The 25,899-nt window shown below is 64.6% G+C and carries 22 protein-coding genes; 10 read left to right on the top strand and 12 right to left on the bottom strand.

Going from position 1 to position 25,899, the window contains the following annotated elements:
• Window positions 1-64: 64 nt before the first annotated feature.
• From bcp to DQG17_RS00775, 4 genes are all read left to right on the top strand, one after another.
• Entirely contained in the window at window positions 65-526 is a 462-nt protein-coding gene (gene bcp, locus DQG17_RS00790) for a thioredoxin-dependent thiol peroxidase (protein ID WP_116130861.1), read from the top strand.
• Between the two features lie 304 nt (window positions 527-830).
• The gene (locus DQG17_RS00785; RefSeq protein ID WP_198665999.1) at window positions 831-2,153 is read left to right on the top strand and encodes a M23 family metallopeptidase; all 1,323 of its coding nucleotides are present in this window, start codon (window positions 831-833) and stop codon (window positions 2,151-2,153) included.
• 85 nt (window positions 2,154-2,238) lie between these two features.
• Window positions 2,239-2,649 (top strand): polymer-forming cytoskeletal protein, encoded by a 411-nt coding sequence (locus DQG17_RS00780; RefSeq protein WP_369907963.1) that lies wholly within the window; start codon window positions 2,239-2,241, stop codon window positions 2,647-2,649.
• 223 nt (window positions 2,650-2,872) lie between these two features.
• Entirely contained in the window at window positions 2,873-4,285 is a 1,413-nt protein-coding gene (locus DQG17_RS00775) for a sodium:alanine symporter family protein (protein ID WP_116130859.1), read from the top strand.
• A 34-nt stretch (window positions 4,286-4,319) separates the two neighbouring features.
• Here DQG17_RS00775 and DQG17_RS00770 read toward each other — a convergent pair whose 3' ends face one another.
• The 6 genes from DQG17_RS00770 to DQG17_RS00750 all read right to left on the bottom strand — a co-directional run bounded on the left by DQG17_RS00770 (window position 4,320) and on the right by DQG17_RS00750 (window position 12,553).
• Complete coding sequence (locus tag DQG17_RS00770) at window positions 4,320-5,099, bottom strand: DUF2189 domain-containing protein (protein WP_116130858.1); 780 nt, start codon at window positions 5,097-5,099, stop codon at window positions 4,320-4,322.
• Window positions 5,100-5,278: 179 nt separating this feature from the next.
• Window positions 5,279-5,758 carry a hypothetical protein gene (locus DQG17_RS21555; protein WP_157973472.1) on the bottom strand — a complete coding sequence of 160 codons (480 nt, stop codon included), beginning with the start codon at window positions 5,756-5,758 and terminating at the stop codon, window positions 5,279-5,281.
• A 282-nt stretch (window positions 5,759-6,040) separates the two neighbouring features.
• On the bottom strand, window positions 6,041-7,456 hold the full coding sequence (locus tag DQG17_RS00765; protein ID WP_232829282.1) for an amidase: 1,416 nt from the start codon (window positions 7,454-7,456) through the stop codon (window positions 6,041-6,043).
• A gap of 7 nt (window positions 7,457-7,463) precedes the next feature.
• On the bottom strand, window positions 7,464-8,585 hold the full coding sequence (prfB, locus tag DQG17_RS00760) for a peptide chain release factor 2 (RefSeq protein ID WP_116130856.1): 1,122 nt from the start codon (window positions 8,583-8,585) through the stop codon (window positions 7,464-7,466).
• Between the two features lie 100 nt (window positions 8,586-8,685).
• A complete protein-coding gene (locus tag DQG17_RS21910; RefSeq protein WP_157973471.1) occupies window positions 8,686-9,957 on the bottom strand; it encodes a threonine/serine exporter family protein in 1,272 nt (423 codons plus the stop codon).
• 61 nt (window positions 9,958-10,018) lie between these two features.
• Window positions 10,019-12,553 (bottom strand): penicillin-binding protein 1A, encoded by a 2,535-nt coding sequence (locus tag DQG17_RS00750; protein WP_116130855.1) that lies wholly within the window; start codon window positions 12,551-12,553, stop codon window positions 10,019-10,021.
• A gap of 167 nt (window positions 12,554-12,720) precedes the next feature.
• On the opposite strand from DQG17_RS00750, the gene DQG17_RS00745 reads away from it, so the two are divergent.
• Entirely contained in the window at window positions 12,721-13,344 is a 624-nt protein-coding gene (locus tag DQG17_RS00745) for a trans-aconitate 2-methyltransferase (RefSeq protein WP_116130854.1), read from the top strand.
• Here DQG17_RS00745 and DQG17_RS00740 read toward each other — a convergent pair.
• Window positions 13,328-14,467, bottom strand: coding sequence for a pyridoxal phosphate-dependent aminotransferase (locus tag DQG17_RS00740; RefSeq protein ID WP_116130853.1), 1,140 nt, complete (start codon window positions 14,465-14,467; stop codon window positions 13,328-13,330). The genes DQG17_RS00745 and DQG17_RS00740 overlap by 17 nt on opposite strands.
• Window positions 14,468-14,539: 72 nt before the next feature.
• On the opposite strand from DQG17_RS00740, the gene DQG17_RS00735 reads away from it, so the two are divergent.
• The 4 genes from DQG17_RS00735 (at window position 14,540) to DQG17_RS00720 (ending at window position 18,370) form a co-directional block, all read left to right on the top strand.
• Complete coding sequence (locus DQG17_RS00735) at window positions 14,540-15,889, top strand: M48 family metalloprotease (protein ID WP_116130852.1); 1,350 nt, start codon at window positions 14,540-14,542, stop codon at window positions 15,887-15,889.
• On the top strand, window positions 15,889-16,665 hold the full coding sequence (locus DQG17_RS00730; protein ID WP_116130851.1) for a DsbA family protein: 777 nt from the start codon (window positions 15,889-15,891) through the stop codon (window positions 16,663-16,665). Before DQG17_RS00735 ends, DQG17_RS00730 begins: the two co-directional genes overlap by 1 nt.
• A gap of 82 nt (window positions 16,666-16,747) precedes the next feature.
• Entirely contained in the window at window positions 16,748-17,134 is a 387-nt protein-coding gene (locus DQG17_RS00725) for a hypothetical protein (RefSeq protein ID WP_116130850.1), read from the top strand.
• A 3-nt stretch (window positions 17,135-17,137) separates the two neighbouring features.
• Window positions 17,138-18,370, top strand: coding sequence for an HlyD family secretion protein (locus DQG17_RS00720; RefSeq protein WP_116130849.1), 1,233 nt, complete (start codon window positions 17,138-17,140; stop codon window positions 18,368-18,370).
• A gap of 124 nt (window positions 18,371-18,494) precedes the next feature.
• Here the strand turns inward: DQG17_RS00720 and ispG are convergent, their stop codons facing one another.
• The 4 genes from ispG to DQG17_RS00700 all read right to left on the bottom strand — a co-directional run bounded on the left by ispG (window position 18,495) and on the right by DQG17_RS00700 (window position 23,086).
• On the bottom strand, window positions 18,495-19,634 hold the full coding sequence (gene ispG / locus DQG17_RS00715; protein WP_116130848.1) for a flavodoxin-dependent (E)-4-hydroxy-3-methylbut-2-enyl-diphosphate synthase: 1,140 nt from the start codon (window positions 19,632-19,634) through the stop codon (window positions 18,495-18,497).
• Between the two features lie 89 nt (window positions 19,635-19,723).
• A complete protein-coding gene (locus DQG17_RS00710) occupies window positions 19,724-21,028 on the bottom strand; it encodes a helix-turn-helix domain-containing protein (RefSeq protein WP_116130847.1) in 1,305 nt (434 codons plus the stop codon).
• 115 nt (window positions 21,029-21,143) lie between these two features.
• Window positions 21,144-22,367: a 5-aminolevulinate synthase gene (gene hemA / locus DQG17_RS00705; RefSeq protein ID WP_116132510.1), complete on the bottom strand. Its 1,224-nt coding sequence runs from the start codon at window positions 22,365-22,367 to the stop codon at window positions 21,144-21,146.
• 143 nt (window positions 22,368-22,510) lie between these two features.
• Window positions 22,511-23,086, bottom strand: coding sequence for a hypothetical protein (locus DQG17_RS00700; RefSeq protein ID WP_116130846.1), 576 nt, complete (start codon window positions 23,084-23,086; stop codon window positions 22,511-22,513).
• 163 nt (window positions 23,087-23,249) lie between these two features.
• On the opposite strand from DQG17_RS00700, the gene DQG17_RS00695 reads away from it, so the two are divergent.
• Complete coding sequence (locus tag DQG17_RS00695; protein WP_116130845.1) at window positions 23,250-24,638, top strand: M20/M25/M40 family metallo-hydrolase; 1,389 nt, start codon at window positions 23,250-23,252, stop codon at window positions 24,636-24,638.
• 119 nt (window positions 24,639-24,757) lie between these two features.
• Here DQG17_RS00695 and DQG17_RS00690 read toward each other — a convergent pair whose 3' ends face one another.
• Window positions 24,758-25,861 (bottom strand): extracellular solute-binding protein, encoded by a 1,104-nt coding sequence (locus DQG17_RS00690; protein WP_116130844.1) that lies wholly within the window; start codon window positions 25,859-25,861, stop codon window positions 24,758-24,760.
• Between the last annotated feature and the right edge of the window lie 38 nt (window positions 25,862-25,899).

Here is a 25,899-nt window from a genome sequence, read left to right as displayed (position 1 = left end):
CGCCGCGCTAGAAGGGAAGCTCCCCCAAGGCCCGGATCGGCGGGCCGCAGCACAGGAAACACATATGATCGACGCTGGCACTCCCGCTCCGGATTTCACCCTGCCCCGCGACGGCGGCGGCGAGGTCACGCTCTCGGCCCTGCGTCCGAAAGCCGTGGTGCTCTATTTCTATCCCCGCGACGACACGCCGGGCTGCACCGTCGAGGCAATCGCCTTCACCGGACAGCTTGCCGCCTTCGAGGCCGCAGGCGCCGTGGTGCTGGGCGTCTCGAAGGACAGCGTATCCAAACACGACAAGTTCCGCGACAAGCACGGGTTGCAGGTAACATTGCTGTCGGACGAGGATGGCGGGGTCTGCGAAGCCTATGGCGTCTGGGTCGAAAAGAACATGTACGGCAAGACCAGCATGGGCATCCAGCGCGCGACCTTCCTGATCGACGGCACCGGAACCGTCGCCAAGGTCTGGCCCAAGGTGAAGGTCGAGGGCCACGCCGAAGAGGTGCTTTCGGCGATCAAGGATATCTGACCCACGCCATCGCTCGGCCAGCAGGTCCGCCGGCCGGGCGAGTCCATTCCGCTCGAAATCGCATTCGAGACGGAATCATTACCCAATTCAGGAAACAATTTTGTGAGTCGGCGGATTTTTGCCACTTTTCGCCTCCATCGGCAGGGCGGCGCCGGAGGGCGGGCGAAAGTCTTGCGTGGCTTGTGGCCCGGCCTTATCCCCGCTGACAACGAGCCACCGGTGGGCAGCCCACGGTCGCCCGAAAAACCGCATAGCCGGATAATCCGGATGATCACAACACGGGGCTAGCCACGGGGACGAGCACTTGCGGACGCGATTCACCGACCGTATTCACGCATTCTTTGAGCGCTATCTACCGGAACAGCGTTTGTTCCTGCGCAGCGATACCGGGCAGACCCGGTTCATCCGGCTGCGGCCTGGCACCCAGTTCCTGATCCTCGCAGGCTCGACCTCCCTGATCGCCTGGGCAATCCTCGCCTCGTCGGTCATGGTGATGGACACCATCGGCGCCGGCAATATCCGCGAACAGGTCCGCCGCGACCAGGCGTTGTTCGAGGAACGGCTGAACACGCTGGCCGACGCCCGCAACACGGCCCGGACCGAGGCACTGACCGCCCACGAACGTTTCGCCGCCGCACTCGAACAGATCTCGGACATGCAGTCCAAACTGCTCGCCTCCGAGGATCGGCGCCGCGAGCTTGAGACCGGCATCGGCGTGATCCAGAGCACCCTGCGGAAGGCCATCGCCGAACGCGACACCGCCCGGAACGCAGCCGCAGAGGCGATTGCCGCACTCGATGGCGCAACCGATGCCGCACGGTCGGACCAGTCGGTTGCCGATGTCGATGCGACGCTCGCCTTCCTCAACACCGCCCTTACCGAGACGTCCCAGGAACGCGACGCTTTCTCCATCGAGGCCGAGCATGCGGTCGATGAGGCCGAGGCGATTGCCTATGAGCGCGACCTGATCCTCGAGCGCAACGACAAGATCTTCAGCCAGCTCGAAGAGGCGCTGACGGTTTCGGTGGCACCGCTCGAGAAGATGTTCAAGGACGCCGGCCTGCCACCCTCAAAACTGCTCGATACGGTGCGCCGCGGCTATTCCGGACAGGGCGGCCCGCTGACCCCGATCTCGTATTCGACCAAGGGCAAGGAACCTTCGGACGACGAGTTGCGGGCCAACCGGCTGCTTGGCGGGCTCGACGAGATGAACCTCTATCGCATCGCGGCCGAACGGGCGCCCTTCGCCCTGCCGGTGAAGGACTCGTTCCGCTATACCAGCGGTTTCGGGCGGCGCTGGGGCCGTATGCACGAAGGCATCGACATGGCGTCGAGCCTTGGGACGCCAATCTATTCCACCGCCGACGGCGTGGTGGAAGAGGCCGGCTGGCATTCGGGGTATGGCCGGATGGTCAAGATCAAGCACGAGTTCGGCATCGAAACCGTCTATGGTCACATGTCGCGGACACGGGTCACGCCGGGCCAAAAGATCTCGAAAGGCGACAGGATCGGTGATATGGGCAATACCGGACGGTCGACCGGAACCCATCTTCACTATGAAGTGCGGGTGAATGGGACGGCCGTGAATCCCATGAACTTTATCAAGGCAGCCAAGGATGTTTTCTAAGAGCCGAATCAACGAGCCCGGCCCTGCCAAGGACGGCGAGCCCGCAAAGGCCCCAGAGACCGCTAAAAAGCCGGTCGTGCCCGGAATGGATGTTCCCCCGTCAGCCAAGGCCAAACCACCGGCATCGATCCTGTCGTCGGACCTGACCATCACTGGCAATCTCAAGACCTCGGGCGACATTCAGATCGAAGGCACGGTCGAGGGCGACATCCGCGCCCATTTGCTGACCATCGGCGAGAACGCGACGATCCGCGGCGAATGTGTGGCCGACGACGTCATCGTCAACGGTCGCATCGTCGGCCGGGTGCGCGGGCTGAAGGTCCGCCTGACCTCGACCGCCAAGGTCGAAGGCGACATCATCCACAAGACCATCGCGATCGAAAGCGGTGCCCATTTCGAGGGCTCGGTCCAGCGCCAGGAAGATCCGTTGAGCGGCCAGGGCGGCATCACGAGCCACCGCGCCTCGGTCCTGCCCCCGGCAAAACCCGAGAACTGAGCACGTCCTTCCCTGAACGGGGTATTGGTACGGGCGTCCTTCCAGAGGGCGCCCGTTTTGCTTTCAATGTGCTGATTTCCAAAGCTGCCAGCCGCGGTTGCCCGAAATATCCCATTTGGCGACACCGCGGCGGGCTGCCGATGTGCAGGTCGATTGACTGACACGCTGGCAGCGGTCACGCTGATCCCAATCTGCGAGAGAACAGGAACAAAGGGGACGGCCAATGAACGCCATCATCGACTTCATGAATACAATATTCTGGGGATACGTCCTTATATACGGCCTGCTGGCCACGGGCGTGTACTTCACGATCAGGCTTGGCTTCATCCAGTTCCGACATTTCCACGAGATGATCCGTTGCGTCATCGGATCGAAGGAAGTGACCGCGAACGGCATCAGCCCGCTGCAGGCGCTGACCGTTTCGCTGGCCAGCCGCGTCGGCACCGGCAACCTTGCGGGCGTCGCGGTGGCGCTGCATCTGGGCGGACCGGGCGCGATCTTCTGGATGTGGATGGTGGCGCTTGTCGGCATGGCCACGGCCTATGCAGAAAGTTCGCTGGCGCAGCTTTACAAGACCACCGGACCGTCGGGAATGCTGCGCGGGGGCCCTGCGTTCTATATCGCCCGCGGCCTCAAGGCACCCTGGGCCGGCGCGATTTTCGCGGTCTGCCTGATCCTTTCCTTCGGGCTGGTGTTCAATTCGGTGCAGGCCAATTCGATTGCCACGGCGCTGAACGGCGCATTCTCGATCCCGACCTTCGTCACCGGCCTGATCATCGCCGCCTTCACCGGCATCGTGATCTTCGGCGGCGTCAAGAAGATCGCCTCGGTGGCCGAGATCATCGTGCCCTTCATGGCCGGCGCCTATCTGCTGCTGGCGATCATCATCCTGATCATGAACTTCTCGCAAGTGCCGGGCGTGCTGGCCAGCATCATCGGCCACGCCTTTGGCTGGCATTCGGCGGCGGGCGGCGTTGCCGGCGGCATGGCCGCAGCGATGATGAACGGCGTCAAGCGCGGCCTGTTCTCGAACGAGGCCGGCATGGGTTCGGCGCCGAACATCGCGGCCGTCGCGATCCCCGATCCGCACCATCCCTCCAGCCAGGGCTTCGTGCAGGCGCTTGGCGTCTTCATCGACACGCTGCTGATCTGTACCGCGACCGCGGTGATCATCCTGCTGTCGGGCGTGATGGACACCGCCCCCGACCAGACCGGCATGGCCCTGACCCAATCCGCGATGGAGGCACATATCGGCGGGCTTGGTGTGTACTTCGTGGCGCTGGCGATCATCTTCTTCGCCTTCACCTCGATCATCGGCAATTATTCCTATGCCGAAAATGCGCTCGTCTATCTCGGCATCGGCGGGCCGCAATGGATCATGGGGATGCGCGTGCTGGTGCTGGCGATGGTGGTCTGGGGATCGGTGCAGAGCGTCTCGACAGTGTTCAACGCCGCCGATGCCTCGATGGGGTTGATGGCGACGATCAACCTTGTCGCGATCCTGCTGCTGTCCGGGACGGTCACCAAGCTGACCAAGGACTACCTCGCACAGCGCAAGGCCGGCGTGGAGCCGGAGTTCAGGATCGCCGAATATCCCGAGATATCGGACGGCGTCGACCATCACATCTGGAAATGACCCATGTGCGGGGCCCCAGCGGGGCCCCGTTCGCCTACTCGGGATCGAGAAGCGCCCGACGATAGAGATGCCAGGTGGCATGGCCCAGCACCGGCAGCACCACCAGAAGGCCCAGGAACGCCGGGATCATCGCCGCCACCACCAGCACCGCGATCAGCCCCGCCCAGACCAGCATCACCAGAAAGTTCTGCCGCACCGCCTCGAAGCTCAGCAGCATCGCGGTCATGAAGTCGATCTCCTTGTCGACCAGCAACGGCAGACTGAAGACCGTGAGGGCAAACAGGACGAAGCCCAGCACCGCCCCCACCACGAGTTCGATCGCGATCATGGTCAGACCGTTCGTGGTCAGGAAGGCGTCGAACGAGGACGAGACGTTGGTCATCACCGACAGGCCCATGAACAGCGCAAAGACCATGTGGGCAAGGAAGGTATAGAACAGGAAGTAGATCACGATGATCGCCCCGACCCAGGGGATCTGGCGGTCTTTCTCGCGCCAGACCACACCGAAGATCGAGTAGAGATCGAGCGGCTTGTTTGCCTCGAGCCGGCGGCTTGTCTCGTAAAGCCCGACCGCGGCAAAGGGCGCGAGGATCGGGAACCCGAGCGCCAGAATGATCGTTTGAAAGACAAATCCGCCCGAGATGAACATCAGGAACAGCCCGCCAAGGACGTAGACGGCGCTGAACACCAACCCGATGCCCGGGGCGGCGCGGTAATCCTGCCAGCCCATGGAAAGCGCATACTTAAGGTCGCTGAAATCGAGCACGGCAATATCTGGATGCGGCGATGCCTGCAGCGCCACGTCGTCGGACATCTCAAACCCTCCCCTGCCTTTCGGCAGGGTCAGGATGGCCGTGGCGCGTCCCTGAATCAACAGGTTTGCCGAAGTTGGCTCTCCGAATCCCGATTCTTCTGGCCCTAGCTCGGCAAACTCGATGGTCCTCGGTTCAGTGCTTGCACGACCGTCAACCTGCCGTCAGCTATATCGACAACCTAGAAGCAGATAGTTCTTAGCCTTGCGCTATCTGGCTCAAATATGTCGATGAGTTCTACGCGGCAGGTTTGATCGCCAAACTCCACTTCAAAGTGTTCCCCACGCCGAACTCTATTTCCGACTAGCTCACCATCGGCTCGCGCGTCTATCCACGTATTTGAAGGCGCGGAAATAATCATCAAGCGCCCTTTTCCATTTGGTGCGACGAGATCATAGGCTTGGCCAAGAGGCTGATCGGACAGACCGACGAATGAACGCGGAACAAAGGGCAGCGTCCCGTCCTTCCCTCGGGCAGCAAAGGCAACCTGAGTGGTAACGTCGCCTAGAGCTGTGGCAATCTCAGGTATCTGCGAAGGCTTTATCACCATGGCCTGCGATTCGATCGCTGTCGCTATCCTTCGCAACTCTTCCAGAACATCATTTGGTGTCTTGAGTTCCGCCGGCGAGAATACCTGCCAAGCTGAAACGAGACCGACCATCAAGCCTCCGATGCCTGAGAATAGCGTGCCCCACATTATGCGTCGAGACATTGCAATCCCTTGAATGTAAATACCTGCTTTTTTCTAGGAGAGATTTAAAGGCTCGCCAACCGGAATTTTGCATGCCGCCGCGTAAGTCGTCAGCTCCAAAGAGAATGTAACCGTAGGCAAAGGACAATTGGTCTGCCTGCGTCTGTGGACGAAAGTAATTCCTAACGAGATTACGGCCGTCCGATTTGCGCTCGAAGCGCAAACCTCCACAGTCCTCCCCTCTCCGCACACCTAAAAAGGCGGCTTGCGGTCGGTCCAGCGGGTCGCCTGATGATAGCCTTGGGCAAGCTGCAACAGCGCCGCGTCGCTGCCGGCGCGCCCGATCAGTTGCATCCCCATCGGCAGACCCTGATCGCCAAAGCCCGCGGGAACCGAGATCGCCGGCAGGCCGATCAGACTTGCCGGCACGACGACCTGCATCCAGCGGTGATACGTGTCCATGGCGACCCCGCCAATCGCCTTCGGCCAATCCCACTCCGCCGGGAACGGCCACATCTGCGCGCTTGGAAGCACCAGCGCATCGAAGCGGTCGAACAGGGTCGCGGCGCGCGCGAACCAGCGCGAGCGGATTTCGGACGCCGCCTGCACGTCGAACGCGGACAGCCCGATCCCGCCCTCGATCTCCCAGATCGCCTTGGGCGGCAACAGCGCACGGGTGCCCGGATCGTCGAACAGCGGCTTCAGCCTTGAGGCGACGGCGAAATGGCGCAGCACCCGCCAGCTTTCCCACATCTCGTCGGCCGAAAACGGCGGCGAAACCGGCTCGACCGTGCAGCCAAGGCGCGCAAAGACCGTCAGCGCCTGTTCGACCAGCGGCAGAATCCCCGGCTCCATCGCCAGCGCCCCGCCCCAGTCGCCAAGCCAGCCGATGCGACGCCCGGCAATATCGGCGTCGATGCCTTGCAGATACTCCTGCGGCGCCCGTCCGAACGGCAACCGCGGGTCGTTGTCGGCCAGCGTCATCAACAGTGCCGCGATATCGGCCGGGCTGCGCGCCATCGCGCCGTTGGTCGACAGCGGATGCAGGAAGGTGTCGCCCAGCGGATCGGAGCGCACAACGCCCCAGGTCGGGCGAAAGCCATAGACGTTGTTCCAGCCGGCCGGGTTGCGCAGGCTGCCCATCATGTCCGAGCCGTCGGCCACGGCAACCATCCGCGCGGCGAGCGCCGCCCCCGCCCCGCCCGAGGATCCGCCCGCCGAGCGGGTCACATCATAGGGCGTGCGGGTCGGCCCGAAGACCGGATTGATGCTGTGCGAGCCAAGCCCGAATTCGGGCACGTTGGTCTTGCCGATCAGGATCGCGCCCGCGGCGCGCAACCGCCTTGCCAACCCCTCGTCGGCCACCGGCACGGTTTCGGCATAGATCGGCGAGCCCATGGTGGTGCGGATGCCCGCGGTCTGGACCAGATCCTTGACCGCCATCGGGATGCCGTGCAGCCAGCCCTTGCGCGGGGCCGCGTCAGCCGCTCGCGCCTCGGCCAGCAGATCGTCTGCGTCGCGCAGCGATACGATGGCGTTGATCGCCCCGTTCACCTCGGCGATCCGCTCAAGCGTTGCCGCCATCAGCGCCTCGGCGCTGATCTCCCCCGCCGCCAGACGCCGCGACAGGTCGAGCGCATCGAGATCGAGAACGGGATCGAGGCTCACCGTCCCGTCACTCCGCCTGTGCCTCGCTGCGGCTCTTGCCGGCGACATCCATGGCAAGCGTCGCCCCCATGAACGCGTCGAGATCGCCATCGAGGACACCGGCCGTGTCCGAGGTCTCGTGGTTCGTGCGCAGGTCCTTCACCATCTGGTAGGGCTGCAGCACGTAGGAGCGGATCTGGTTGCCCCAGCCGGCCGATCCCTTGGCCTCGTGGGCGGCGTTGATCGCCTGGTTCCGCTTGTCCAGTTCCATCTGATAGAGCCGCGATTTCAGCGCCTTCATGGCAATGTCGCGGTTCTGGTGCTGGGATTTCTCGGAACTGGTCACCACGATGCCGGTCGGCATGTGGGTGATCCGCACCGCCGAGTCGGTGGTGTTCACGTGCTGCCCGCCCGCGCCCGAGGACCGATAGGTGTCGATCCGGATGTCGCTCGGGTTGACCTCGATCTCGATATTGTCGTCGACCACCGGATAGACCCAGACCGACGCGAACGAGGTCTCGCGCGTGCCCTTGCCGAAGGGCGAGATCCGGACCAGCCGATGAACGCCGCTTTCGGATTTCAGCCAGCCATAGGCGTTGGGGCCGGAGATCTTGTAGGCCACGGACTTGATGCCAGCCTCGCCGCCGGCTTCCTCGGACTGCAGTTCGACCTTGTAGCCGTGCGATTCCGCCCAGCGGACATACATCCGCTGCAGCATCTGCGCCCAGTCGCAGGCCTCGGTGCCACCGGCGCCGGCGTTGATTTCAAGGAACGTGTCGTTGCCGTCCGCCTCGCCGTCGAGCAACGCCTCGAGTTCCTTCGCCGCCGCCGTCCCGGCCAGCGCCTTCAGCGCCGCCTCGGCCTCGGCCACGACCTCGTCGTCCTCTTCCATCTCGCCCAGCTCGATCAGCTCGATCTGGTCGTTCAGTTCGCGTTCGATCTCGCGATAATTGCCAAGCGCCTCGACCAGCATCTGGCGGTCGCGCATCAGCTTTTGCGCCGCGGCCGGATCGTCCCACAGGCTGGGGTCCTCGACACGCACGTTGAATTCCTCCATCCGGTGCTCGACCGTCTCGAGGTTCAGCCGCTGGCCCAGAAGGGTCAGCGATTTCCTGATCTTCTCGATCACGTTCTGGGTCTCGGCGCGCATCGCTTCCTCCTGTCAGACCCGCGTCATACCGCGGCCCGGAAACGGGGGCAAGCGACCCCGGGCGCCGCGCATGCCGCCGATCACAGCCACTATCCAGGGATCAGGGAAATTCCGAATGTGGCATCAACGAGCGCACCATGGTCAGTCCGGCGCCGATTGCACCGATGGTGAAGACCACGCGCAGCCCCGAACTGACCGCGACCTGCAGGCTGGCCGCCGCGTCGACCGGGTGCTGTGCTGTCAGTTCGAGCAATCCGATGATCGCGGAGGTCGCCGCCCCGCCCGGGATCATCGGGATACAGCCTGCGATCGCCACCACGCTGCGCGGCCGCCGGATCCGGTAGCGTCCCGCGCGCGGCAGTTCGACCGCCAGTGCGACCGTGGCGGCCGCGACGAAGGACGAGGCCTCGAGGTTCCAGCCAAGCCCCAGCCCGGCCGAACGCACCGCCAGAGCCAGCGCGCCAGAGACTGCCGCCCAGGCCAGCTTGCGCGGGCTGAAGTTGAACAGAACGCCAAACCCCGCCGCCGCAACGGCGCCAAACACCGCCTGATGCACCAGGCCACGCCCCGGTCCCGCCACGCCGTCGACGATGCCGGGGACCAGCATCTGTGCCGCGCCGATCCCGACAGTTATGAACATCAGGATCATGCCGACACTGACGAACCGGGCGCTGCCCATGGTGGGATAGCCCTCCATGATATCGGTCTGGGCGTTCATCGCGGGAACCCCGGGCACCAGCATCAGCACCGCCGAGGTCATCGCCATCTGAACCATTTGGCTGCCGGCAAGATCCGCCGCAACCCCGGCAAGGCCCGCCGCAATGAAGGCGACGATGGCGGTCAGAACGAAGGCGTTGGTGCCGCGCCGGATCAGCGACACCCGGATCCACTGGCCGATGGTGCTGGCCACCAGAATCGGCAGGATCGCCGCCCAATCGACCCCCAGCAACCGGCCGAAGGCAGCACAGGCGATGCCGGCCGAGATCGCGATCAGGGCGCGCGGGTGATGCGGCGTTGTTTCGTTCAGGCGCTTCAGCTCGGCCCGGACATCCTCGACGCTCATCCCGCCTTTCTCGACGCGGATGCAAAGCTGGCGGAGTCTCTGGTTCAGCCGCATGTTGACGCCGTGCGGCCCGACCTCGATCATCCGGGTGATGGTGTTTGCGCCGTGGCTGACCGTGACGGCAAGCGAGGCATAGCCGACCCTCGTATAGACCCGCTCGGCGCCCAGCCCCTCGGCGATCTTCTTGATGCCGACGGTGATCACCGATGTCTTGGCCCCGGTCTCGCTCAACCGCCGGCCAACTTCGAGCGTGGTCATCGCAATCTGTTCCAGATCGCGATGGCGGATCACCACGGGATCATCGGTCATCGAATATCCTTGCTCGTCTTTCCCACACAGCCGTCGGAGGGCCGCGCCGTCGCACCCGGGATCAATAAAGACCACCCGAACTCAGCGTGCCAAAGCTCGCCTTCGGCGCGATCTTTACCTTCTTGCCGGTCGAGGTGGTGACTGTCCGCGGCTCGCTTGCCGCGTCCTCGCCCCGCGCATAGAGGGGCACGTTCTCGCCCATCTTGAAGCCGCCGTCGATCACGACGCCAGTGCCGCCAAGGGCAAGCTCCTGCTGGTTGTCGCGGAAATACTCGGCCACCACATTGGCCCCCGTCGCGTCGTCATTGAGGCGCGCCCCGCTATAGCGGTCGATCTTCACGAAATGCCCGCCCGGCGGAACGTCGAACTCGCCGCCGCCGTATTTGGCAATCGCCTCTTTCATGAAACGGGCAAAGACCGGGCCGCACATGACACCGCCGGTCGCGTGATCGCCCATCGGGCGCGGCTGATCGAAACCGATATAGCAGCCGGCCGCGATGTTCGTGGTGAAGCCGACGAACCAGGCATCCTTGGCGTCGTTGCTGGTGCCGGTCTTGCCGGCAACCGGAACGCCCAGATTGGCTCCGCCGACCGCGCTGCGGGCGGTGCCGCGTTCGACCACGCCGCGCATCATCGAGGTGATCTGATAGGCGGTGATGGCATCAATTGCCTGTTCGCGGTCCGAAACGATCTCGGGCGAGACCCCGCGCGGCAGCACCGGGTTTTCGCAATCGACGCAATCGCGCTGATCGTGGCGATAGACGGTCTTGCCCCAGCGGTCCTGCACCCGGTCGACCAGCGTCGGTTCGACCCGCTGGCCGCCATTTGCGAACATCGAATAGCCCGACACCATCTTGTAAAGCGTCGTCTCCTGCGCGCCGAGCGCGTTCGGCAGGAACAGGCCCATGTGATCGTAGATCCCGAAGTTCTCGGCATAGTTCGCAACGATGTCCATGCCGACCGCCTGGGCAAGGCGCACGGTCATCAGGTTCCGCGACTGTTCGATCCCGGTGCGCAGCGGCGTCGGGCCATAGAACTTCTTCGAATAGTTCTCCGGCCGCCAGACCCCCGAGCCATTGCGGATCTCGATCGGGGCGTCGACCACGATGGTCGCGGGCGTATAGCCCGAGTCGAGCGCGGCGGCATAGACGAAGGGCTTGAAGGACGAGCCCGGCTGACGATCCGCCTGGGTGGCGCGGTTGAACACCGAGGACTGATAGGAAAAGCCGCCCTGCATCGCCAGAACCCGGCCGTTGTGGACATCCATCGCGACGAAGGCGCCCTCGATCGTCGGCACCTGGCGCAGGCTCCAGCGGATGAAGCTGCCGTCGTCGTCCGAGGTCATCTGGCGCACGTGCACCACGTCGCCGGGTTTGAAGTTGCTGCGGAAGTCGCCGCGCAGCCACTTGATGTCCTCGCGCGGGACGCTGACGGTTCCATCGATGCTTTCGACCCCGAGCGTCAGCGACTGATCGCCCACCGCCAGCACCACGGCCGGGTACCAGTGGCCATCAAGTTCGATGTCGCGCGGGATCTCGATATTGTCGGCCAGCGCCGCGCGCCATGCCGCCTCGTCGTCAAGCTTTTCGGCGGGAATCGTCCATTTGGTGCCACGCCACTGGCCACGGCTGCGGTCATAGCTTTCGAGCGCGGTCTGCAGCGACTTTGCCGCCGCAAGCTGCAGGTCCGGGTCTATCGTGGCTCGGATCGACAGGCCGCCGCCAAAGAACTCGTCCTCGCCGAAATCGCCCGACAGCTGACGGCGAATCTCGTCGGTGAAATAGTCGCGCGGCGGCAGCGCCCGGCGGAAACCGTCAATCTGCCCGCCCTGCACCGTCAGAAGCGGCGCCTCGACCTCGGTCAGATAGGTTTCGCGGTCGAGATAGCGGTTCTGATACATCTCGCGCAGCACATAGTTGCGCCGGGCGATCGCTGCGTCGTGGTTATAGACCGGATGATAGTTCGACGGTGCCTTCGGCAGCGCCGCCAGATAGGCCGCCTCGGCGGGGGTCAGTTCGGTCAGCGACTTGTTGAAATAGCTCTGCGCCGCCGCCGCCACGCCATAGGAATTGGCACCAAGGAAGATCTCGTTGAGATAGAGTTCGAGGATCTTGTCCTTGCTCAGCGTCTGTTCGACCCGCGCGGCCAGCAGGATTTCCTTGATCTTGCGTTCGATCGAGCGGTCCGAGGACAGCAGGAAGTTCTTCATCACCTGCTGGGTGATGGTCGAAGCGCCGCGCAGACGCCCGCCCTGGGCCGCATCCTTCACCGCCGCGGCGATCCCGATCAGGTCATAGCCCTTATGGGTATAGAAGTGCTTGTCCTCGGCCGAGATGAAGGCTTCCTTCACCAGATCGGGAATGTCGTCGGCCGGCACGAACAGCCGCCGTTCGACCGCGAATTCGTCGATGATCTGGCCCTCGCCGGAATAAACCCGGCTGATCGTCTTTGGCGTATAGCTGACCAGATCGTCGTGGTCGGGCAGATCGCGGTTGTACATCCAGATCACGCCGCCGACCACGAAGGCCACGAATAGCAATCCGGTCACGATGATCGCGAAGAGGCCTCCGAAGAAGCTGAGAATGGCCCTGAGCATAAAAGTCCCGCCTGTGATTGGGGGGGGTTATAGGGCAGCCGCCGAACACGGTCAAAACCAACCGAACATCGCGGCAGCGGCACGCCGCCGACGCCCGATCACCTTTGCTCGACCGCGGCGTCGCCGCCACACTTGGCGAGTTCGCCCGGGGCCGCTAGATCTGTGCCATGACGGCAAAACCAACCGGCCCCGACGACGTCCTGACAACCTATCAGCGGGTCGGGCCGGCATGGGTAAACGAACGCGGCCAGAGCCTTTTCGAACGCCGCTGGCTCGAACGCCTGATGCGCACGGCGCCCGGGCTCAGGGTGCTCGACCTCGGCTGCGGCGCGGGGCGGCCAATTTCGGTCTGGCTGGCAGGTCAGGGTGCCAGCGTCACCGGCGTCGACGGTGCGGCCGCGATGTGCGCGCTGTTTCGGGCGAACCTGCCCGGCCACACCTGTCACCATGCCGACATGCGCGGTCTGTCCCTTGGACAGCGGTTCGATGCGATCCTGGCCTGGAACAGCTTTTTCCACCTGTCTGCCGAGGATCAGGTGGGCATGTTCCCGGTCTTTGCGGCCCATGCCGCACCTGGGGCCGCTTTGATGTTCACATCGGGTCCCGCGGCGGGCGAGGCCTTCGGAACCGTCGCGGGCGCCCCCATCTATCACGCAAGTCTCGCGCCAGAGCAGTATCGCGCGCTGCTGCATGACAACGGCTTTGCCGTTGTCGATTTTGTCCCCGAGGATCCCGACTGCAACGGTCATACGGTCTGGCTGGCGCGGGCGTCTGTCAGCGACGGTTCATGAAGGCTGCCAGCCGGTCCAGCCCCTCGGCGATATCGGCACTCGACCTGGCATAGGAAAACCGCAGCGTACCAAGCCCCCGATCCGGGTCGAAGTCGAGCCCCGGCGTCACCGCGACGCCCGCCCGATCGAGGATCTCGGCTGCAAAGGCACGGCTGTCTGTGGTCAGATCCGCGACATCGGCATAGACATAGAAGGCGCCGTCGGGCGGTGCGATGCGGGTGAATCCCGCCTTCGGCAGACCCTCCAGCATCAGCCGGCGGTTTTCGGCATAGACCGCGAGGTTGCCCTGCAGCTCGGCCTCGCATTCCATCGCCGCAAGTGCGGCCACCTGGCTTGCATGCGGCGGACAGATGAACAGGTTCTGCGCCAGCCGCTCGTAGCGGCGCACCTCCGGTTCGGGCACCACCATCCAGCCAACCCGCCAGCCGGTCATCGAGAAGTATTTCGAGAACGAGTTGATCACGCAGACGTCGTCGCTGATCTCGAGCGCCGAGATCGCGCGCCCCTCGTACTGGATGCCGTGATAGATCTCGTCCGACACGAAGGCCGCGCCGATCTCGGCCGCGCGGTCGATCAGCGCCGTCAGCGCGCCGCGCGACAGCATGGTGCCCGACGGGTTGGCCGGCGAGGCGACGATCAGTCCGGCGAGGTCATCGGGCACCTGTTCTGCCACCGGCTGCAGCCGGTTTTCCATCGCGGTCCGGATGCCGACGGGCTGCAGGCTGAGCGCCCTGAGGATCTGGCGATAGGATGGATAGCCGGGCGCACCGAGCCCCACCCGGTCGCCAGCCTCGAACAGCGCGGTGAACGCGAGGATGAAGGCCCCCGACGAGCCGGGGGTCACGATCACCCGCTCAGGGTTCAGCTCGATCCCGTACCACTCGCGGTAGAGCCGGGCGATCCGCGACCGGAGTTCCGGCAGCCCCAGCGCCACGGTATAGCCGAGCGCATCGGTCTCGAGCGCCGCGGCCAGCGCCGCCCGCGCCCCCGCCGGTGCCGGCGTTCCGGGCTGACCGACCTCCATGTGAATGATGTGCCGCCCCGATGCCTCGGCACGGCGCGCGGCCTCCATCACGTCCATCACGATGAAGGGATCGACATCGCCCCGGCTTGATGCCCGCATCACTTTCTCCTTATCCTGACGACCATGCCCTGCCCGACGACGGGCGTATCTCAACCGGAGGGGAGGCAGTCAATGGCGGCACGTCGCTGGCGCGCCTTTGCAAAGGTGTCATGCGCCGCCGCCCTTCTGCTGGTGGCCGGCTTGCCGGCGCGGGCGCAGACCATCCTGCGCGACGCCGAAGCCGAATATGCCCTGTCCGAGGTCGCCCGCCCGGTGCTGAATGCGGCCGGGGTCTCGCCTTCGAGCGTGCGGATCCTGATCATCAAGGACAGCAGCCTGAACGCCTATGTGCTGAATGCGCAGACCATTGCGATCCATTCGGGCCTGCTGATGAAGATAACGCGTCCCGAAATGCTGCAGGGCGTGATCGCCCACGAGGTCGCCCATATCGCCAATGGCCATCTGGCAAGCCGGCCGATGAACATGCGGAACGCGCGGACGGCTGCCGCCGTGGGGCTTGCGCTTGCCGCTGCGGTCGCAACCCAAAACCCAAGCGCCGGCGCCGGTCTCGCGATCGGCACCCAAAGTGCGGCCAAGCGCGCCTTCCTGGCACATACCCGCGCCGAGGAGGCCTCGGCCGACCAGTCGGGCCTGCGCTACCTGTCGCGCGCCGGGGTCGACCCGCAGGGGATGATCGACCTGCTCGACATCTTCAGCGGCCAGGAGGCGCTGTCCTCGGCCCATCAGGACCCCTATGTGCTGAGCCACCCGCTGTCGAGCGAGCGGCTGCGATCCGCGCGCGGCTATGCGGCGGCCTATGGTGGCGGCGAACCGAGCGATCCGGAAACCGCCTATTGGTTCGACCGCTCGCAGGCGAAGCTCGCGGCCTATCTTCGCGCACCCGGCGCCACGCTGCGCCGGATCTCGCCCGGCGACACTTCGGATGCGACCCTTGTGGCGAGGACCGTCGCCAACCAGCAGGCGCACGATACCGGCGCCGCGCTGCAGGCTGCCGAGCAACTGATCGCCAAGCGTCCCGACGACGTCTATGCCCGCGAACTCAAGGCCTGGATCCTGCTCGAATCGCGTCAATTCGGCGCTGCTTCCGCGGCCTATGCCGAGGCGGTGGCGCTTGCCCCGAACGATCCCCTGATGCTTGCCGGCTATGGCCGCGCGCTGCTGGCCGAGGATACCCCGGCCTCGAACGCCAAGGCTTTGGAGGTTATGGAAAAATCCCGCGCCCGGGATCAGCTCAACCCGTCGATGCTGCGCGATCTCGGGCTCGCCTATGCAAGGGCGGGACAAAACGGCATGGCCTCGGTCGTGACCGCCGAACGCTATGCCCTGTCCGGCCGGTTGCAGGATGCGGCCGTTCATGCCAAACGCGCCCAGGGGCTGGTTCCCCGCGGCTCACCCGCCTGGCGGCGCGCCGATGACATCGTGCTTGCTGCCAAGAGCCAACCAAAAAGGAAATCCCGCTGATGACCGCCTTTCGCCTTTATGGACTGCGCCTCGCCGGCGCCTTTGCCCTCGCCCTTCTGCTGCCGCTTGCCCAGCCCGCCGCAGCACAGGACCTGACCGACATGAACGATGCAGAACGCGCCGCGTTCCGCGCCGAGGTCCGGGCCTATCTTATGGAGAACCCCGAGGTGCTGATGGAGGCGATCGGCGTGCTGGAGCAACGCCAGGCCGCCGCGCAAACCGCCGATGACCGCACCCTGGTTGCCGCCAACGCCGCAGACCTGTTCGAGTCCGCGGATTCCTGGGTCGGTGGCAATCCCGATGGCGACGTGACCATCGTCGAATTCACCGACTATCGCTGCGGCTATTGCCGCAAGGCGTTCCCCGAGGTCGAGAAGCTGGTGACCGAAGACGGCAACATCCGGCTGATCCTGAAGGAATTCCCGATCCTCGGCGAGCAATCCGTGTTCTCGTCGCGGGCGGCCATCGCAACCCGTCTCGCGTTCGGGGACGACGCCTACAAATCGATGCACGACGCGCTGATCACCCTGCGCGGCAACGCCGACACCAATGCCATCCGGGCAATCGCCGGCGATCTCGGGCTTGACGCCGATACCATCATCGACGGGATGAACGCCCCCGAGGTCGACGCCGTGATCGGGCAGAACCACGCCCTCGGTCAGCGGCTGCAGATCTCGGGCACGCCGACCTTCGTGGTGGGCGACGACATGCTGCGGGGCTACATGCCGCTTGCCGGCATGCAGGATCTGGTTGCGAGCCTGCGCCAGGGCGGCTGAGCGCCACGCCCCTTGGTGGGCTATGGCGAGGTCAGGCCGCCTGCCCTAAAGTGACGGAAGTGTTCTTCAGGAGAGTGAGATCATGGCCGACGCTGTCGTCGCAGGGCACGAGGTCAGCCTGCCAAGCTTCATCACGCAGCCGGGCCAGACCGACGTGCTTTTCGTTGTGGTCGCGGTCTTCGTGGTGGCGTTGATCTTTGGCATCGGGCTGATCTATTTCCGGCTGCACGCGCTGCCCGAACAGATGGCCCATGACAGCCACCGCGGCCAATACCAGCTAGTGGCGATCTTGGCGCTGCTGGCGCTGTTCACCCACAACGCCATTTTCTGGATCTTGGCGTTGCTGCTGGCCGCGATCCAGCTTCCCGACTTCCTTGCACCGGTCCAGTCGATCGCCAGTTCGCTTGCGCGCCTTGCCCGGTCGGCCGACCCCGAGGGCGAACCGAAGCCTGAAAGCGACGAGGTCTGAGCCATGCTGGAACTGCTGTTCTGCGCCACGCTGACGGTGCTGCCCGACTATCTCTATCGCCGGTTCGCCCAGGGCAGGCGGATCGGACACGAGATCACCCTGTTCTCGGTCTGGTACGAGTTGCGCTATGGTCTGACCGCCTGTCTGCTGCTGACCATCTCGCTGATCACGGTGGTCTTCTACTACCACCCGTCCTCCACCGACGTGTCGTCCTATTTCCGCACCGTCACGATACTTTCGGAGCGGCCGGGCCGGGTGAAGGAGGTCTTCGTCACCAACAACCAGATATTGCAGGCAGGCGATCCGATTTTCAGCCTCGAGGACGACACGCAGCGGGCCGCGGTCGACAGTGCCCGCGCCCGCGTTGCCGAAACCGAGGCCGAATTCTCGATGGTCGAGGCTGAACTTGCCGCCTCGAAGGGCGCCGTCGATCAGGCGGCGTTCAGCGTCAAGCAGGCGCAGGAAGAACTGGCTGTACAGCAGGAATTGCTGGCCCGTGGCAGCGGCGCCGCCAGTCAGCGCGAAGTCGACCGGCTGGCAAACGTTGTCGCCGGGCGGCAGGGCGCGCTCGATTCCGCGCAGGCGAACCTGCTGTCGGTCGAGACCCGCAAAAGCGTGCTGCTGCCAGCCCAGATCGCCAGCGCCAATGCAGCCCTGCGCGAGGCCGAGGTCGCGGTGCAGAAATCGGTGGTCTATGCCAGCATCCAGGGTGAAGTGCAGCAGTTCGCGCTGCAGCCGGGCGATCTGGTCAACCCCATTCTGCGGCCGGCCGGCATTCTGGTGCCGCGCGAGGTCGGCGCCGAGCAGTTCCTTGCCGGGTTCAACCAGATTTCGGCGCAGGTGCTCAAGGTCGGCATGATCGGCGAGATGACCTGCCTGTCGATGCCGTTCAAGATCATTCCGATGCAGGTCAACTGGGTGCAGGATTTCCTGCCCTCGGGCCAGTTCCGCCCGTCCGACCAGATCATCGACGTCCAGGACCGTGCCCGTCCCGGGACCGTCAGCGTTCGCATGGCGCCGCTGTTCAAGGGCGGTGCCGATGGTATCCCGCGCGGCAGCAAGTGCATCGCCAACGTCTATACCTCGAACCACGAACGGCTGGCGACCGAGGATCTGCCGTTGGGCACATGGCTGTTCCTGCACATGGTCGACACCGTCGGGCTGGTCCATGCGCTGATCCTGCGGATTCAGGCGCTGCTGCTGCCGGTTCAGACGCTGGTGCTGAGCGGACATTGATCGGCGCCATGCCGGAGGTCTGCGCGACGAACCGGGGCGAATTTGCCCCGGTGTGGTCTCAACCAGCGATTAAGTAGTGGATTACTGCGTTACTGGGCAAACCGCTGCGGCCGCCCGTGTGCGGTCACTCGGCTGCCTGCGGCTCGGTCGCCTCGGCCTCGGCGGCTTCGATTTCGGCCGCCTTCTTCTCGACCAGTTCGACGATGTGATCGACCATGCCGTCATTCGACATCTTGTGGCTTTGTTTGCCGGCAAGATAGATCATGCCGTTCCCTGCCCCGCCGCCGGTAAACCCGACATCGGTCATCAGCGCCTCGCCGGGACCGTTCACCACACAACCGATGATCGACAGGCTCATCGGGGTCTTGATGTGCTCGAGCCGCTTTTCCAGAATCTCGACGGTCCGGATCACGTCAAAGCCCTGACGCGCGCAGGACGGGCACGAGATGATGTTGACACCGCGGTGCCGCAGGCCGAGCGATTTCAAGACCTCGAAGCCGACCTTGACCTCTTCGACAGGATCGGCCGACAGACTGACCCGCAGCGTGTCGCCGATCCCCATCCACAGCAGGTTGCCCAGGCCGATGGCCGACTTGACGGTGCCCGACACCAACCCGCCCGCCTCGGTGATGCCGAGGTGAATGGGGGCGTCGGTCTGCTCGGCCAGTTGCTGATAGGCGGCGGCGGCCATGAACACGTCGCTGGCCTTCACCGAGATCTTGAACTCGTGGAAATCATGGTCCTGCAGGATACGGATGTGGTCCATGCCGCTTTCGACCATCGCGTCGGGGCATGGCTCGCCGTATTTTTCCAGCAGGTGCCTTTCCAGGCTGCCGGCATTGACGCCGATCCGGATCGAACAGCCGTGATCCTTTGCCGCCGCAATGACCTCGCGCACCCGCGTCGCATCGCCGATATTGCCGGGGTTGATCCGCAGGCAGGCAGCGCCGCTTTCGGCCGCCTCGATGGCGCGTTTGTAGTGAAAGTGGATATCCGCGACGATGGGCACCGGGCTTTCGGCGACAATCTCGCGCAGCGCCCGGGTGCTTGCCTCGTCCGGGGTCGAGACCCGCACGATGTCGGCGCCGGCATCGGCCGCGGCCTGAACCTGGGCAATGGTCGCCGCCACGTCGGTGGTCAGCGTGTTGGTCATGGTCTGGACCGAGATCGGCGCATCGCCGCCCACCTTGACCGACCCGACAGAAATCTGGCGGCTCTGGCGGCGATAGATGTTCCGCCACGGGCGCACATGATTGATCGACATCGAGACCTCCGGGAGCTGTTCTTGCCCCTATCTAGTCCGGTCGGGTCGTCTGGGCAACGCAGGACGCCGCGTGCCCATGCCGCACCGCATCATTCGGTCTTGAGTGTCGAGGGCTGGGGTTCCGGGGCCAACATGGCCTCTGCCACAGCGACGGCCTTGCGGGCGTCCTCGCCCGAGGCAGGATCGGCCATGGCGAACTTTTCGGTCAGGGCGACCGGGTTCAGCGCGATCTTGTCGACCACGGCGCCGTGGGCTCCGGCCGGGCCATAGGTCTGGCCGTTCACGGCGAAATAGATCGCGCCAGCGGCACCGGTGCGCAGAATCGGGGGCGTTTCGGTCTGCGGCACGACCCACGTGTCGCCGGGATTGAGGATTTTCTCCAGCAGGACCGTGCCGTTGCCAGCGCGGATCCGCACCCAGGCCGGACGCACCGCCATCAACACGACCTCGGGGGCATCGACGGTGACCTTGGGGCCCGCGGCCGCCTCGGCCAGGGCCGCGATTATGGCGTCGGCCTGGTTCAGCCCCTGTTCGTCCGAACCAGATGCGGCAGTGCCCGTCTGCGCGAAAGACTCGTTCCGCGACCCGTCGAAATCGGGCAGCGCCGAAGGGGCCAGCGCACCGGTCATTCGCGGATCGAGCGCCGCAATCGGCCCGTCGCGCGGAACCATTACCGGCGCATCGAGAGGTTGCGGCCGATACAGCCGCTCCAGCGGATTGGATTGCGCCGAATCGCTCTCGGCCATGCCGATATCGCCGTGATCGGCAACGCCACGCACATCCGCTAGCGGATCGATGGCAGCTATGGCAAGCGGCACCTGTTCCACCGGCGACACCTGGACCCGCTGCACCTGCTGAAGCACCGACCAGCCGCCATAGCTGACCGCCGCGATCAGCGCAAGCAACACCAGCGTCGAGCCGATTGCCCGCGGTTCGAGGTTGGAGAAGGGGCTGGAACTGCGCGGTGCAAAGGCGAAGCGCGGATCCGCAAAGGGATCATACCCCTTTGATTTCACCACCGGATCCTTGCGATAGACCGGCGCCTTCGAACTCGGCGGAGTTCCAAGCTTGTCCTTGGTCGAGGGAGAGACGAAGTTCGCCTCACGGCAGAACGTCTCGAACGCCCACTCGGGGTCGAGCCCGAGATAGCGGGAATAAGACCGAACGTAGCCCGCGATGAATCCCGGTGTCTCGAAGGCCGAAATATCGGCATTCTCGATCGCCGCGATGAACGAGGCCTTGATTTTCAATTCGCGCTGCACGTCGAGCAATGACTTGCCCAACGTCGCCCGTTCCCCGCGCATGACATCTCCAAGGCGCAGGTCGAAATCATCATACCCCTTGGGGGGGGTATGTTCGGCACCCGCCTCGGGCGGCAAGAGGCGCCCTATCATCTACCCGTCCTCGTCAGCGTCAATTATGTGTCCTCTATAGGCATGCGATTCGACATATCACATGCCCTTGAGCACACGGTAACACAGCGCTGACATCCTTGCACTTAAGGAAGAGTTAGGCAGAAAGTTCTGCGCGGTTCAACGCGCATTGGCGCCAAAGCTGATCCATGGCCCGCACCAGCCCGTCAAGCATGTCCGGCGTATGCACCGGCGACGGCGTGAAACGCAGCCGTTCGGTGCCGCGGGGCACGGTGGGATAGTTGATCGGCTGCACATAGACGCCGTATTGCTCGAGCAGCATGTCCGAGATCCGCTTGGTATGCACCGGATCGCCCACCATCACCGGCACGATGTGCGAGCCATTGTCGATGATCGGCAGCCCCATGGCTATCAGCCGGGTCTTCAGGATCTTTGCATGCAACTGCTGCTTGTCGCGCAGCGCCTGGTCGGTCTTGAGATGCCGGACCGAGGCCGCGGCGCCCGCCACCACCGCCGGCGGCAGCGAGGTCGAGAAGATGAAGCCCGGCGCATAGGACCGGATCGCGTCGCACATCCGCTCGGAGGCCGCGATATAGCCACCCATCACACCATAGGCCTTGGAGAGCGTGCCGTTGATGATGTCGATCCGCGCCATCAGCCCGTCACGCTCGGCCACGCCGGCGCCGCGCGGGCCGTACATGCCGACGGCATGGACCTCGTCGATATAGGTCAGGGCGTCGAATTCATCCGCCAGATCGCAGATTTCCCGGATCGGCCCGAAATCGGCATCCATCGAATAGATCGACTCGAAGGCGATCAGCTTCGGCGCGCGCGGATCGTCGGCCGCCAGCAACTCGCGCAGATGCGCCACATCGTTGTGGCGGAACACCCGCTTGGCGCCACCGTTGCGGAGGATGCCTTCGATCATCGAGGCGTGGTTCAGTTGGTCGGAATAGATGATCAGACCGGGCAGCAGTTTCGGCAGGGTCGACAGCGTGGCGTCATTGGCAACATAGGCCGAGGTAAAGACCAGCGCGGCTTCCTTTTGGTGCAGATCCGCAAGTTCGGCTTCGAGCGCCTTGTGATAGACCGTGGTGCCCGAGATATTGCGGGTTCCGCCCGATCCGGCGCCGGTCGCGTCTAGCGCTTCATGCATCGCTGCCAGAACGACCGGGTGCTGGCCCATGCCGAGATAATCGTTGCCGCACCAGACCGTGATCTCCGATTCGGTCCCATCCGGCCGCTTCCATACGGCTGCCGGAAAGGCGCCGCGACGACGCTCGATGTCGATGAAGGTACGATAACGCCCTTCCTCATGGAGTTTTTCTATCGCGGAGTCGACGGCAGCTGCATAGCGGATCTTGTTCGTCACCTGGGATAACCTCGGGTCTTATGGCGGTTCAATCTACACCTGGTTCACACTTCTGGCCGAGGCCTACCTTGACACAGCGCAAATGACATTCAAATGCGTCAAATTGCATATGTCTCCAGCGGGCAGCCAAGTCAATCGGCGATCACGACCTCGCAATCCTTGCCGCCCATCGCGGCGGCTGCCGCCTCGCATTGCGATACCGCCCGGCCACCATCGCCGCGGTCCATGGCATAGCCCCCGGTCGAGCGCGAGATTGCCATCGCCTTCGGCGCCTTCATCTTGCGATATTCCTTTTCGAAGGCCCCGGTCGCGCCCACCGACAGGGTCAGCGGCTGCGGCGAGTACTTGCGCGGCGTGACGACCGCGATCACCACGCAGGGCCCGCCGGTTGTGCGCCTTGCGTTGCAATTGTCCAGCACCGCCTTCGCGGCGGACTCGGGCGAGTGCAGGTTTCCGATCACCGACATCAGGTTCGAACTTGTCGGCTCGCCCGGCGAGACCGCGATCGCGCCATAATAAGGGATCTGGCCGGCGGCCTGTTCCAGCGCCTTGACCATGCCCGCGTCGATGAAACCGACATCGGAAATCTGGACGTCGACGCCTCGGGTGCCGAACAGCATCTTGCGGGCAGCCTTGCTGTCGAGCGGCTGCGCGATTGCGTGCGGCGCGAGACAGGCCAATGCCAGCGCCAGGCCGATTATGCGCATATGTGGTCACTCCCCTTCGATCGCGCGCACACTAGCGTGTGGCTTTGCTGCTTGCCAACCCCTGCGAAGGTCCCGGCGTCGCGACATCGCGCGCCGCGTCGGGCTGTCGCTGGACAGTGGCGATGCCGCTGTTACCTTCGCGCCGACGCGAAAGGAACCCGCCATGACCGACCCCCGCCTTGCCCCCGTTCTGGACCGGATCGACACCGACCTGCCCGCAGCGCTCGACCGGCTGATGACCTTGCTCAGGATCCCCTCGATCTCGACCGATCCGGCCTTCAAGGCGGCTTGCGACCAGACAGCCGATGCGCTGGTGGCCGATCTGGCGACCATGGGACTTGAGGCTGCCAAGCGCCCGACCCCGGGCCATCCGATGGTGGTGGCAAAAAGCGAGGGCGGCGCCGGGCCGCATCTGCTGTTCTATGGCCACTATGACGTGCAGCCGGTCGACCCGCTGGATCTGTGGGACACGCCGCCGTTCGAACCCGAATTGCAGGACGGGCCTCACGGCAAATTGATCCGCGGACGCGGCACCTCGGACGACAAGGGCCAGCTCATGACCTTTGTCGAGGCCGCCCGCGCCTGGATCGCCGTCCACGGCAGCCTGCCCCTGCCCGTCACCTTCTTCTTCGAGGGCGAGGAGGAGTCGGGCTCGCCCTCGCTGGTGCCGTTCCTGAAGGAAAATGCCGACGAGCTGACCCGCGATCTCGTGCTGATCTGCGACACCGGCATGGTCAGCCCCGGCGTGCCCTCGATCGCCTCGCAGCTGCGCGGCATGTTGAAGGACGAGTTCACCATCACCGGCCCGCGGATCGACCTGCATTCGGGCCATTATGGCGGACCGGGGCTGAACCCGCTGAAGGAGATCGCGCGCATCGTCGCCTCGTTCCACGACGCGGACGGTCGCGTCGCGGTCGAAGGATTTTACGAAGGCGTGCACGAGGTGCCCGAGGAATTGAAGCGGCAGTGGGAAAGCTGCGGCTTCGACGAAAAGGCCTATCTGGAAAGCGTCGGCTATACCAAGGCCCATGGCGAGGCGGGCTACAGCACGCTCGAACAGCAATGGGCGCGCCCGACGCTGGAGGTCAACGGACTTTGGGGCGGGTATCAGGGCGCGGGGTCGAAGACCGTGATCCCGTCCAAGGCGCATTGCAAGATCACCTGCCGGCTGGTGGGCGACATGGACCCCGACGCGCTGCGCCGGAAGGTCCGCGCCCATGTCGAGGCGCAGCTTTCCCCCGATGCCAGCGTCACCTGGGACAATTCGCTCGAAGGCTCGCGGGCTTCGGTCATGGACATCACCCGCCCCGAATTCGAGACCGCGCGTCAGGCGCTGTCGGACGAATGGAACCGCGAGGCGGTCTTTACCGGCATGGGCGGGTCGATCCCGGTCGCCTATTACTTCAAGTCGATCCTCGGCATGGATTCGCTGCTGATCGGCTTTGCCAACGACGACGACGCGATCCATTCGCCGAACGAGAAGTATGACGTGAAGAGCTTTCACAAGGGCATCCGCAGTTGGGCCCGTGTGCTGGCGGCACTGTCGGCCTGAGACCCCGCCGCCGACGAGGGCACTCGCGCCCTCGTCGCGCGCGCCCCTGACCTGCCTGCGGCGCGGCGGTCGCGCCGGCCGCAGGGCGAGGGCCGGTGCAGATCCCGCACCGCGGGCGATCAGATCCCAGACATGACCCGGGTCCACAGCCGCGTGCGGGCGCGAAGCGCCTTGCCGTCAACGCTGCGGTCCGGGAACAGACGCGCCATCGTGGACGCATCGGGATAGACACCCGGATCCGACAGGATCGCCGGATCGACATTTGCCGTGGCAGCCGCATTCGCGTTGGCAAAGAACACGGAATTGGTGACCTCGGCGATCACCTCGGGGCGCAGCATGTAGTCGATGAAACGATAGGCCTCGTCCACATGCGGCGCGTCGGCCGGGATCGCCATCAGGTCGATCCACATCAGCGTGCCTTCGCGCGGGATGGCATAGCTGATCTCGACACCATTTCCGGCCTCCATCGCGCGGGCCTGCGCCAGACCCGCATCGCCGCTGTAAAGCACCGCCATACAGATGTTTCCGGCTGCAAGATCGCTCGCCGTCTTCTGGCTGTTGAAATAGCGCACCGACGTCGCGGCGACCTCGAGCGCCGCCTGCGCCCGGTCAAGATCGGCGGCCGCGTCGGAATAGGGATCGGCACCGACACGGTGCAACGCGACCGAGGTCATCTCGATTGGCGAGTCGAGCACACCGATGCCGCAATCGGCCAGCTTGCCGGCAATCGCCGGATCGAACAGCGCATCCCAGCTGTCCATGGCGACATCCCCGCCCAGCCGGTCCGCCACCAGGTCCCGGTTCCAGGCGATGCCGATCGTGCCCCAGGTATAGGGAACGCCCAGCTGCCGGCCGCCCGGCACCGCGTCGAGCGCGGCAAGGATCGCCGGGTCGAGATTGCCATAGTTCTGCAGCCGGTCCGGATCGATGGCCAGCAATCCGCCCGCCGCAAATTCACGCTCGGCATTCGAGGTCGCGGGAAACACCACATCATAGCCTGACCGCCCGGTCAGTATCTTGGTTTCGAGCACTTCGTTCGAATCGAAGAAATCGAGCGTCACATCGCTGCCGGTCTCGGCCTGATAGCTCTGGATCGTGTCGGGCGCGAAGTAATCGGCCCAGTTGTAGATCGAAAGATCCGCGGCCGCAGCCGGCGTCGCGACAATTGCTGCCAGCAACGAGGCGACGCGCGGCAGCGGGAAGAAAGGGACTGGGTCGGTCATCGTTTCCGGGTCTCCGTCATGTGGATTGATAGGCCTCC

It is taken from the genome of Tropicimonas sp. IMCC34043 (assembly GCF_003390845.1).
GTDB lineage: Bacteria > Pseudomonadota > Alphaproteobacteria > Rhodobacterales > Rhodobacteraceae > Tropicimonas.
This window is presented reverse-complemented; position numbering and strand designations above follow the sequence as displayed.